The sequence below is a fragment of the Emticicia aquatilis genome, from assembly GCF_014644295.1.
Lineage (GTDB): Bacteria > Bacteroidota > Bacteroidia > Cytophagales > Spirosomataceae > Emticicia > Emticicia aquatilis.
The window spans coordinates 178045-190529 of the sequence record NZ_BMKK01000005.1; the positions used below are offsets into that span (position 1 = coordinate 178045).

Annotated in this window: 5 protein-coding genes; all 5 read right to left on the bottom strand. The window is 38.0% G+C overall.

Translation table 11 applies throughout. The features are described 5' to 3' along the window. Positions 1–232: 232 nt before the first annotated feature. Positions 233–2611 (bottom strand): ABC transporter permease, encoded by a 2379-nt coding sequence (locus IEX65_RS13350; RefSeq protein ID WP_188766580.1) that lies wholly within the window; start codon positions 2609–2611, stop codon positions 233–235. Positions 2612–2690: 79 nt separating this feature from the next. Then, positions 2691–5150, bottom strand: coding sequence for an ABC transporter permease (locus tag IEX65_RS13355; protein WP_188766581.1), 2460 nt, complete (start codon positions 5148–5150; stop codon positions 2691–2693). Positions 5151–5206: 56 nt separating this feature from the next. Then, positions 5207–7576, bottom strand: a complete 2370-nt coding sequence (locus IEX65_RS13360) for an ABC transporter permease (protein WP_188766582.1) — start codon at positions 7574–7576, stop codon at positions 5207–5209. A gap of 79 nt (positions 7577–7655) precedes the next feature. Next, entirely contained in the window at positions 7656–10037 is a 2382-nt protein-coding gene (locus IEX65_RS13365) for an ABC transporter permease (protein WP_188766583.1), read from the bottom strand. Positions 10038–10087: 50 nt separating this feature from the next. After that, on the bottom strand, positions 10088–12466 hold the full coding sequence (locus IEX65_RS13370) for an ABC transporter permease (protein ID WP_188766584.1): 2379 nt from the start codon (positions 12464–12466) through the stop codon (positions 10088–10090). Between the last annotated feature and the right edge of the window lie 19 nt (positions 12467–12485).

The following is a 12485-nucleotide window of genomic DNA, read 5'->3' on the forward strand; positions in this document are numbered from 1 at the left end:
GTTGAAGAATTAAAAATGTTTTACATGCCACAAAGTTGAGGTTTTTGAATAAATCGAATTGTCGGCTTTATGACACTTTACTAATCATTTATCAAAAACATTTCAACAAAGACATGAAGCAATCATCTTCATGATGAAAGAATAAAAATTAAGTCAAAAGTATGAAAAAAGGAAATCACACAAATACTGCATTGTGCAAGTAGATTTGAAACCTCTTTCTTGAAATTTTTATTTATTCTGTTTTTAATGATTTTACAGGGTTCATCAAAGCTGCTTTTATTGACTGATAACTCACTGTTAGTAAGGCAATTGCAACAATAAAAACACCCGATAATACAAAAACCCACCATTCGATTTCGACTTTGAATGCAAAACTATTGAGCCATTGGTTCATAAAATAGTAGGCAATAGGCGAGGCAATAATGATTGCTACGAATACCAATTTTAGAAAATCCTTCGAGAGTAAAAATGTGATACTCGAAACACTCGCCCCAAGTACTTTTCTGATACCGATTTCTTTGGTTCGCTGCGAAACCGTCAAGTTTACCAAACCCATTAGGCCCAAACACGAGATAAAAATAGTGAGCAATGCAAACGAGATTATGATATTTCGAGTGATTTCTTCTCGTTTGTAAAGTTTGGCCAATTCGTCATCATAAAATGAATATTCAAATACTTCGTTTGGATAAATGCCGCTCCAAATTCCCTTCAATTCGGCAAGAACTTCGCTCGAATATTTGTTTAATCTGATGGCCGCAAAACGGTATCTTTGTTTCAACGAAAAAATAACGGTTGGCTCAATAGGCGTGTATAAATCAGCATTGTTGAAATCTGCCACTACACCAACAATCACTCCTGTGCCATTGGCATCGCCCACCAGTAAGCGTTTATTTAAGATTGATTCGGGTGTTTTTAAGCCTAAATCTTTGACCAATTTTCGATTGACCAAAATTTCTCTTATCGTGTCAGAAGCCACGGGTTTTCGGCCAGTTAGAAGTTTGATTTGGTAGGTATTCAAATAATTTTCATCCGCAATTTTCGACCTTGCCACAAATTTCTCCCAATCACGATTTTTAAATTTTATCGTGCCACCCGAACCACCTTTTTCGGCCGAAGGAGCTCTTCGAGCAAACGAAACACTTTCAACAAACGGTTTCTGGGTTATTTGATTTCTGAGGGTTTCAAGATTCTCAGTATTGGGTACTTGGACATGAATTATCAAATCTTTGGTACTGCCGATGTCTTTGTTATGAAGAAACCGAATTTGCCAAACCACCAAAATAGCAACTGCTACCAAAACGATTGCTACACTAAACTGACTGACAACCAAGCCTTTTCGGAGTGAAAGTCCAGTTTTTGAACTTTTGGAAATTCCTTTGAGTACATGAATTGGATTATAACCCGAAACGACCAATGATGGGTACAGTCCCGCAACGATTATCGTAAAAATGATAAGAATCGGCAGGAAAAACAACATTTGTGTATCAAAAAACTGTCGGAAAGTAATATTGATATTCAGCCAATTATTGACCAATGGTGTAGCCAAATAGGCGAAAATAACTGCAAAAAACACCGCCCAAAGCGTAATTAAGGACACTTCAACGATAAACTGCCAGATAATCTGAGTTTGCGAACTCCCCAGCGTTTTTCGGACTCCGATTTCTTTAAAACGTTTGAAAGATTGAGCCGTGGAAAGATTAATGAAGTTGATACAAGCCACCACCAGCAACAAGATTCCGATGGCAGAAAATAGATAAATGTTTGATTTTGAGATTTTTCCACCAAAATCTAAATCAAAATGCACATCCGAAAGTTCTTGTAGCTGAAAGCGATAATATTTTGACATTTCGCCATAATATTTCTTTGAAAATGCGGGTAATTGTGCTTCAAAAGCGGCCTTTGCGGTATTTTCTTTAAGCCTAATGTAAGTTTCACGCTGCTTCATGAACCACGCCCATTCGGTAAAACTATCGTCGTTTACAATGGTTTTGAGCGTGGGTAAGGAAACAAAAACTTCGGTTTTTAGGTCGGTAGTTTCGGGAATGTCTTTTAAGATACCGGCAACTTTTACGGGCGTTGTGTTATTAATTATCAGCACTTTGTTTATTGGGTTTACCTCACCAAAATATTTCTTGGCATATTTTTCGGTCAGTATAACGGTGTTGGGGGTATTCAATGCGGCAGATTGCCCAATAAGCCACTGATAATCAAATACTTTGAAGTAATCGGCTCCAATAAAAGCAGCAGCTTCTTTTTCGAGAAACTTGGTAGAAGAACCATTTTGGGTAGGAATACTGAGCGTAAGTTCTTGCTGACCAAGATAAGCTACGTTTTCAATGCTTGAAAAATCGTTTTTTAGTGCTTCGTGTAAAATATACGGACTTCCTTTTTCGTGTTCTACACTTCCATCATCTAAGTGCAAATTCATCACCACTCGGTAGATATTTTCGGCCTTATGATGGTGCGAATCAGTCAGTAAATGAAACTTTATCAACTGAAAAATAACAAGGCTACCGAAGATTCCCAACGATAAACCCAGCACATTGATAAGAGTATAAACCTTGTTTTTGGTAAGATTCCGAAAAGCGATTTTGAGGTAATTTTTAAGCATTGGTGGTAAGATTTTAATTTCAGAACTAAAGATAATCTATAAAACCACCAATGCTTATTCACTTAACTTTATTTAACATTTATTCCGTCTTCAAACTCTTCACAGGGTTCATCAAAGCAGCTTTGATTGACTGATAACTCACTGTCAGTAAAGCAATTGCAATAGCCATCATTCCTGCCAAAGCAAAAAACCACCACTGAATTTCGATATGATACGCAAATTCTTGCAGCCATTTGTCAGTTGCCCACCACGCAATCGGAAAAGCTATTCCGTTAGCAATCAATACTAATTTCAAGAAATCTTTTGAAAGCAAAGTCGCTAAATTTACTACACTTGCTCCCAATACTTTTCTCACACCTATTTCTTTCACACGCTGTTCGGCGGCGTAAGTTGCCAATCCAAAAAGCCCCAAACATGCAATCAGAATTGTGGCTAAAGCTGCCCAAATGAGCATGGATTGGCGGCGAGCATCTTCGGCATAAAATAGTGCCAATTGTTGGTCGAGAAAATGGTATTCAAACAAATTTTCAGGGTCAATTTTTGTTAGAATTTGCTCCATCTTTTTCAAAGTAGCATCTATATCTTTGGCTTCTACTCTTGACGTATAATAATCAATATTGTGAATAGGGTTTTTCTGATAACCCAATACTAAAGGTGCGATTTTCTCTCTTAAAGTCTGAAAATGAAAGTCTTTTACGATTCCGATTACTCTCGCTCTGAATACTTGATTGTTGGACAGCGGTCGGAAATTTCCGCCCATTGCTCTCTCTGGAATTTCGAGCATTTGGTCAGATGGCTCACTGATATTCAACATTTTAGCGGCCGTTTCATTAATAATAACCGAAGCTGAATCATTGATTCCTGCAAAGTTTTTGCCTTTCAACAATTCAGTTTCAAAGGTTTTTGAGAAACTTTCATCCACCCCCAAAAAGTAAGCGATTTTATGCACATCAATCCCGCCCATTGGCTTCACTTTTATGGTAGGAATATTTTTCCACTCGCCTGGCACTCGTGAAGTTGTTGATACATTTTTTACATTCGGAATTTTAGAAAATTCAGAAATAATGGCTGGGGCTGCTTGTCGGATTTTTCCACTATTAATATCAACCACCAGCAAAAGTTCTTTATTGAAACCCAAATCTTTATTATTCACGAATCGCACTTGGAAAAACAGCACAATGGTAGCTACTATCATAACCACCGAAATCGTAAACTGAAAAACAACTAAGCTTTTTCGGAGAGAAAAATCTGATTTATTTGGAATTTTTAGGCTTTTCAATAATAGCATCGGGCTAAAACGAGAAAGCATAAAGGCAGGATAAGTCCCTGACAATAAACCAGTTAGCAAAATCACTGAAAGAGTAGCGAGCCAAATCTGATAATTAGTAGAAAAGCCAAGTGAAAGTTCTTTATTCACAAAATCATTAAAAAAGGGCAATATCAAATTGACCAAAAAGACCGACAAAACAAAAGAAATAAAGGTTACTAAAACCGATTCGGCCAAAAACTGTGTAATTAGCTGCCCTCGTACGGCACCAATGGCTTTTTTAATGCCAATTTCTTTGCTACGATTGGAGGCTTTTGCCGTCGTGAGATTCATGTAGTTGATACACGCAATGAGCAACACAAAGAGAGCAATGATGGCAAAAATTCGGATATAAAACATCGAACCCGTACTTGCCGAGCTTGCATTTGAATTGACGACTCGGTTGATAATATTCTCGGAATGCAGGTGCATATCTTTTAAGGCTTGTAGCGAAAATACCATCGAAGTACCTGTTTCGGGTTTAAAATTAGCTTCGAGAAGGCTCTTCATTTTAGGCGAAACACTTTCGGGAGTGGCGTTTTTCTTCAACATCGCAAAAACCATGTACGAATTAGACGACCAGTCTCGATTGATATCGTTGACGTAGCTTGAATCAGACAAATAAGTACTTTCAGAATTAAGCGAAGTAAAGCTAAAACTCGAATTTCGAGGATGATTTTTAATAACCGCCTTTACCGTAAATGGCTGCTCTATGCCATCCCATTTGATGGTTTTTCCCGCAACTTTAGTGCTTCCAAAGAGCCGCATCGCTAAATCTTCCACAATAACCATTGAGCGTGGTTCTTTCAAAGCTGTTTTTGGGTTTCCATCAATGGCTTCAAAATCAAACATTTCCATCAACTCATTATTGACAACCGTTATATCCTCCAGAAACTTCTTCTGACCTGTCATGTTTCCGAGGTTATCTCGCCCAAATTGGGTTATTCGAGCCATTTTTTCGATTTCAGCAATGTTTTTTGGCGATTCTTCCGATAATTTATAGCTTATTGCGGCAGTACTTCTATTTTCGGCAGGAGTTTTTCGGTGTTCGATTACCCGAAAAATACGGTCAGCGTTGTTGTGCTGTTGGTCGAAAGTAAGTTCATCGAACAGATAAAGTCCAATCAACAAAAAACAACTTAGTCCAAATGTCAAGCCCAATACATTGAGCGTAGTATAAAGTTTGTTTCGCAGTAGATTGCGAAAAGCGATTTTAAAGTAATTGCGTATCATAATTTTGTATTGGTTTTAACGTCGGCAGGGTTCAAAACCCTGCCGACGTTGATAAGTCATTCTGTTTTCAAACTCTTCACAGGATTCATCAAAGCCGCTTTTATTGACTGATAACTCACTGTTAGTAAAGTAATTAGCAAAGCTCCAGCACCCGAAGCTACAAAAATCCACCACGAAATTTCGGTTCGGTACGTATATTTTTGTAGCCAATTATTCATGAAATAGTAGGCGATTGGTGCAGCGACTAAGCAAGAGATGAGAATCAAAACCACGAAATCTTTTGATAATAATTGCCACAAATTGGCTACCGAAGCTCCCAAAACTTTCCGAATGCCGATTTCTTTGGTGCGTTGCTCGGCTACAAAACTGGCAAGTCCGAAAAGGCCAAGACAAGAAATAAAAATGGCAAGAATAGCAAAAAGGCTTATTAGGCTCGACATTCTTTTTTCTCTAAAAAACTTTTTATTGAAGTCTCTATCAGCAAAAAGATAGTTGAAATTGCCTGCTGGGTCGTAGGTTTTCAAGACCTTTTCCATTTTGGCGATAGATTCTGCAGCACTTAGTTCGGGTTTTAGTTTGATGGTTATGAAAGGAGCGTTGGCTTTTATCATTTCAAAAACCGTTGGTCGAACAGGGTCGAAAGGGGAATCCATGACGATATTTTTCACCACGCCCACAACCGTGAGCGGTTTTCCATCTTTTCTGATTACTTGATTGATTGGATTTTTCAGCCCCATGAGTTTTACGGCTGCTTCATTCAAAATCACAGAACTGGTATCGCTCGAAAAAGTCCTTGAAAAATCTCGTCCTGTCATCACTTTCCAGTCGATGGTTTTGCCAAATTCGGGCGTTACTCTCAGCGTGACTAAATCTTCAGCGGTGGCGGTTTTAGTTGGCCATGTGTAATGGCTCGAATAATGCCAAGTTTCCGACATTGGACTGTTGGTTTCGGCCATTTCTACGACCGCCCCCGAGTTGAGCAAATCTTGTCGCATGGCATAAAAATGCCCTCGCAATTCTTCATTATTCTTGCGTATTTGCACCAAACCTTTGGTATCGTAGCCCAATGGGCGGTTTTTGGTAAATTGTATTTGCTTATAAACGACCGTCGTCGAAATTATTAAAACAATAGAAATACTAAACTGAAAAATAACGAGTCCTTTTCTTGAAAATAACTCAAACGAGCTACTTTGTACTTTTCCTTTCAAAACTTTGATTGGCTGAAAAGAAGAAAGATACAATGCAGGATAACTGCCCGCAAAAAGTATCAGAAGTCCCGAAAAAAGCATATTTGCCAACCAAAAAACTGGATTTTTCCACGGGAAATCAATTTGTTTTTCGGCCAATTCGTTGAAAAACGGCAAAGCAATTTGGGCTAAAAGTATGGCAAGCAAAGCACTTAAAAGTATCGTCAGCAGTGTTTCGGCATAAAATTGTCCAATAATTTGTCCTCTGCCCGAGCCAATTGCTTTTCTGACTCCGATTTCTTTGGCACGCTTTTCTGACCTTGCTGTACTCAGATTCATAAAATTGATGGCTGCCAAAAGAATCGTCAGAATACCAATTAAGCCGAAAATCAAGATATTGTCTTTTCCAGTAGAAACAGGCAAACCATTTTTGTATTCGGGATACAAATGCCAACTATCCATCGGATACAAAAATAAAGCAGGCTTTGATGGGTCTTGGGTAGCTTTAAAAATTTCATCTTTTATCAAAGCAGATGCTTGCTCTGCCGACACATTTTTTGCCAATTTTACATATATCGGAAAAGAGTTTTCATCCCAAAGTTTTTTGGCATCTAACCAGTCTTCTTTTTGTAAGTACGAATCCATCGACGAATAAAATGATGTACTGCGATACGTAGCATTTTGTGGCAAAGATTTGAACACACCCACAATTTTGAAAGGCGTATTTTTATCAAGATGCACGGTCTGATTTATCGCATTTTTATTCTCAAAAAGAGCCTCTTTTGTTTTATCCGAAATCAATATTTCAAAAGGAGCTAAAGGAAATTTCGGAGAGCCTTCGAGAATTTTTAAATCCAGAATTTTCTCGCCGCCCGTTTCCATAAACAAGCCTCTTTTTGTGATGGTTTTATCATTGACAGTCAGGCTTTTTTCACCACCATAACTCGATGCTACGACTTCTTCAAAATAGTTCCCGTAAGATTCTCTCAATTTGGCAGCCAGCGGAATCGACATGGATTGCTCGGTAATAATATTGCCATTAAAACTGCGGTTTTTCTGCAATAATGCAATGCGTTCATGCTCAGAATGGTATTTATCAAAACTCAATTCATCGTAAATCCAAAGCCCGATGAGCATCGCCACGGTAATTCCTACGGCCAGCCCACCGATGTTGATGAATGAATAAACCTTGTTTTTTACAAGATTTCGGAAGGCGATTTTGATGTAATTTCGTAACATAAATTTGTGATTTGTGACTGGTTATTGGCAACTGGTGTTTTAAAGCAATTTCCAATAAAAATCAACCAATAACTATTTTCTATTCCGTTTTCAATGATTTCACAGGATTCATCAAAGCGGCCTTGATGGCTTGATAACTCACTGTTAGTAAGCCAACTAAGAGCAGCCCACCAACTGTTATCAAAAACATATCGACGCCTTGTGTGATACGATACGGGTAGTTTGACAAAAGCTGCTCAGCTACGTAATATTCTATCGGTGCTGCGATGACGAAAGCTATTAGAATCAGTTTCAAAAAGTCGAAAGAAAGTAAACCTACGATACTATTAACGCTCGCTCCAAGCACTTTTCTGACGCCAATTTCTTTGAAGCGTTTCTCGGTAGCCAGTGCAGAAAGTCCGAAAAGACCAATGCACGAAATAAAAATGGTTATCCAAGCCGACCAGCCAATTATTTGTTTCATTTTTACTTCTTTTTCGTAGTTTTTGGTGTTAGTTTCGCTCAAAAATTCATATTCATAAGGCTTCGTTGGCATTGATTCTTTGAATTTTGCTTTGATATACGCCATCGTTTGCGGAATATTTTGCCCTGTTAGTCGAAGATAAAAAGCTCCGTAGCCACCTTGACTTGGGTCGGCCAAAAGCACTTGTGGACGTACTTTTTCGTAGAGTGAAGAATAATGATAATCTTTAACCACTCCCACAACTTGATAATTTTTCTTGTTATGGAAAGCCAGCGTTTGCCCTATCGGAGTTTTCCAACCTGCTTCTTTCACAAAAGCTTCATTCACAATAATAGATGAGGCTGTATCTGACGGAAATTCCGATGAAAAATTGCGGCCTTGTGTCATTTTTAGTCCCATTAAGTCAATAAATCTTCCATCGACCAAATCCATAGCATGATTCATTTGTTTATCGCCGTTTACGGTCGAAAGCGTAAACCAAAAACCTTGTTGGCGTGGAGCGGTCTTTACGATATTCGGATTTTTGAGGAGTTCGCTCATAAAAACATTGGCTTTCGAGTGGTCAGAGCCACCTACATTTATTATCATGATGTTTTTATCATCATAGCCCAAACTTTGATTCATAAAAAGATTTACTTGCTTAAACTGCATGATTGTCAATAATATGAAAAACGTAGCCAAGCCAAATTGCAGCACCGTGAGTGATTTTTGAAGGATATTTTTGCCTCCAAACCTGAATCTTCCGTAGAGTGTCTCGACAGGTTTGAAACCCGATAGCACCAATGCAGGATAAAAACCCGCCATAAAGGCCGTACCAATAAATATCCCGAAATAGAGTAAGATGAGTTTTACATCAAGTAAATAACTGAAAGACAGTGCTTTATCGGACAGAGCATTGAAAGTTGGTAAAGCCAAAACTACCAAAATAAGAGCCATCACAAATGCCAATAAACTCAAAAGAGCCGACTCGGTCAGGAACTGAATAATGAGTTGCTTGCGTTGGCTTCCCATTACTTTTCTTACACCAATTTCTTTGGCTCGTTTCATTGAGCGAGAGATGGCAATATTGACAAAATTTATACAAGCAATGAGCAAAATAAACAAAGCAATTCCTGACAAAAAATAAGAAAACAACTTATTGCCTGAATTTTTTATGCCATTTTGAGCTTGATAATCTCGGCTCAAGTGCATATCAAGAAATGGCTGCAATTTCCAAACAAGTTGGCTTTTATAATTCCATTCTTTTGCTGCTTGAGCAATTTGTTCTTTAGCATCGGCAGCGTAGATTTTAGCAAATTTTTGTTCGATAGCCGCAAGATTCGCACCCGGCTTTATCGTGAAAAATGTATTCATGTAGAAATTAATCCACTGGTCATCTTGCTGTTTGTCGTGATGCAGTGGCATTAATAATTCAATCTGAATGGTAGAGTTAATAGGCATTTTTTTTGTAACACCCGTAACTGTAAAATTTTGGAATCGATTATCGTAATCAATGGCCAAAGTTTTTCCGAGAGCTTTCTTTTTTCCAAAAAAACGCTCTGCTACTTCTTCTGAAATAACAATTGATTGAGGGTCAGATAATGCCTTGAATGGCGTTCCTTCTACAAATTCGGCATCGAAAACATTGAAAAAACTACTATCTACTTTCGAGGCTTCTTGCACGAAAACTTCATTATTGTGCTTGATATTGAAGCGTTCGCCTTGAATGCGTACTAAGTTTTCGATTTCGGGAACCTGACGCTTAAAAGTTGCCCCTTGCACCATGCCCGAAATACCCATTTTGTGTATTTCGCCCGATGGTGAAATTTCGTCCGAAATCAAGCGATAGATTTCGTGCTTTCGGCTCTGAAATTGGTCATAACTCAGCTCATCTTTTACATAGAGTGTGATGAGTAAACACACCGCTAAACCAAGACTCAGCCCCAATATATTGATAACTGAATAGAGTTTATTACTGACTAAACTCCTAAATGCGATTTTGAAATAGTTTCGTATCATAATTTTGTTGTTGATTGTATTAGACAACGCATGCGTTGTCTCTACATAGGTTATTCCGTTTTCAATGATTTAACAGGGTTCATTAGTGCCGCCGTGATGGCCTGATAACTTACTGTTAATAAAGCAATTAATAAAGCTCCAATGCCTGCCAGCACAAAAGTTAGCCAAGATATTTCTGTATGATATGTGTATTTATTTATCCAATCGGACATCAAATAGTAGGCTATCGGTGAGGCAATAAAGAATGAAATCAAGACCAAAAGCACAAAATCTTTCGAGAGTAAAGTCCATAAATTGGCAGTTGTAGCACCTAATACTTTTCGTACGCCAATTTCTTTGGTGCGTTGTTCGGCAACAAAACTTGCCAAACCAAATAGCCCCAAACATGAAATAAAAATAGCTAAAACAGCAAAAACGGCCGAGAGTTTGCCGATGCGTTCGTCGGTATTAAATTTTTTGGCAAATTCTTTATCGACAAATTTATAATCGAAAGGAGCTGATGGATTTAGCTTTTTGAACACCTCTCCCACTTTTGCGAGGGCTGTACTTGTTGGTTCAGTTGATTTTAGTCTAATATTTATCACATATCGCTGGTTATTATCAATCGCATAAATTTGCGGAAAAGCATTGCGATATGGCGAATTAAAGAGAGCATCTTTCACAACTCCTACTATGTGCAAGGTCATGCCATTTCGGCGTATAACTTTTCCGATGATATTTTTTCTACCAATCAGATTCGCCGCCGTTTCGTTGATTAGAATGGCTGAAGAATCAGTGCTGAATTTTTCGGAGAAATCACGGCCTTCAACGACTTGTAAACCTACGGTTTTTGCATGATTGAAGGTGCTAAGTAAGACCTCAAATAAAACATAGTTTTTTTGGTCCATGCCATCCCATTTAAAATCTGACCCCAACGAACCTCCGCTTGTTACAGCATAGTCAGACTGGCTCACTTCTTCTACGACATTAGTAGCCAATAAGCTGTTTCTTAAAACATCATATTTTAGATTAGATAGCTCAGCAGTGTTAGCTAAATGATAAATCAAGTTATTTCTTTCAAATCCTATCGGGCGGTCTTTTACGTGGCTAATCTGCTGATAAACAATGGCTGTACCGATAATGATAGTGACCGATACCGTGAACTGCACAACTACTAAGACTTTGCGAGGAATAGTAGCAAAACGCCCCACTCTGAAAGTACCTTTTAAGGTTTGAATAGAATTGAAAGAAGAAAGATATAATGCAGGATAACTCCCTGATAACAAACCTATTAATAAAACCACAGTAAGGCTTGCACCTATAAAGAATGGATTAGAAACAGGTAGTTCTATTTGCTTATTTGCCAAATCGTTGAACCAGGGTAACATAACCAACACGATAAGCATAGCAACCCAAAAAGCAATAAAAGTAGCCAATAACGATTCACTTAGAAACTGGTAAATCAATTGTCCACGAAGCGACCCTACTGCCTTTCGGATACCGACTTCTTTAGCTCTTTTTTCGCTTCTGGCCGTACTCAAATTCATGAAATTGATACAAGCCAAAAGCATCACAAAAACGCCTATAATGCCAAATAACCAAACCATTTCTATTGCTCCACCTTGATTAACTCCCTTTACGAAGTTATCGTATAAGTGCCACTTTGCCATTGGATGAAGTAAGAGTTCGGGCTTACTTGCTTTTTCTGATTCCGAAACTTTATTCAAAATCAGGTTTTTAATTTTGGCTTGTACTTGCCCTAATTGTGCATTTTTTTGCAGTAAAACATAGCATTGTTCATTGTTCCTGCCCCAATTGGAAATCTCATTTTGGTAATTATATAGCGATATGTAGTTAGTAAACGGAGCAATCATCGAAACATCAGAAAATGCCGTATTTTTAGAAAAGTCTTGAAATACGCTTATCACTTGCAGCGAAACCTTATTATCTAACTTTATGACTTTACCAATGGGGTCTTCAGTACCAAAAAATGTTTTTGCCATTGACTCCGAAAGCATCAATGAATTGATATTTTTTAGCTCTTGACTGGCACCTTTTGTTGTTTGGACACTAAAAATATCTAAGAAATCAGGTTCGGCAAAAACTATTGTTCGATTGAGTTTTTTGTCTTGATACAGAAAATTATGTTCTTCGGTTTGAGCCAAAGCTACCTTCTCAAATTCAGGGTATTTAGTGCGAAGTTCTTGTCCAATAGGCATTGCCATAGATGGATAAGTACCTGTTTCGCCATCAAAAGTACGATTCTGATAAAGCTGTCCAATACCATCATAATTTTTGAATGATTTATTGAAACTCAACTCATCCCAAACCCATAAACCTATGAGCATAGTAACGGCCATTCCCATAGCTAAACCAAAAACATTGATAAAGCTATAGAGCTTGTTTTTGAGGAGATTTCTCCAAGCGATTTTTAGGTAATTGCGTATCATAATTTTGTGATTATTTTGT

What these genes read in the sequence shown, in the direction of transcription:
- IEX65_RS13355 (WP_188766581.1), bottom strand. Translation starts at nt 5,150, where the DNA reads ATGATACGCAATTACTTTAAAATCGCTTTTCGCAATCTACTGCGAAAC.
- IEX65_RS13370 (WP_188766584.1), bottom strand. Translation starts at nt 12,466, where the DNA reads ATGATACGCAATTACCTAAAAATCGCTTGGAGAAATCTCCTCAAAAAC.
- IEX65_RS13365 (WP_188766583.1), bottom strand. Translation starts at nt 10,037, where the DNA reads ATGATACGAAACTATTTCAAAATCGCATTTAGGAGTTTAGTCAGTAAT.
- IEX65_RS13350 (WP_188766580.1), bottom strand. Translation starts at nt 2,611, where the DNA reads ATGCTTAAAAATTACCTCAAAATCGCTTTTCGGAATCTTACCAAAAAC.
- IEX65_RS13360 (WP_188766582.1), bottom strand. Translation starts at nt 7,576, where the DNA reads ATGTTACGAAATTACATCAAAATCGCCTTCCGAAATCTTGTAAAAAAC.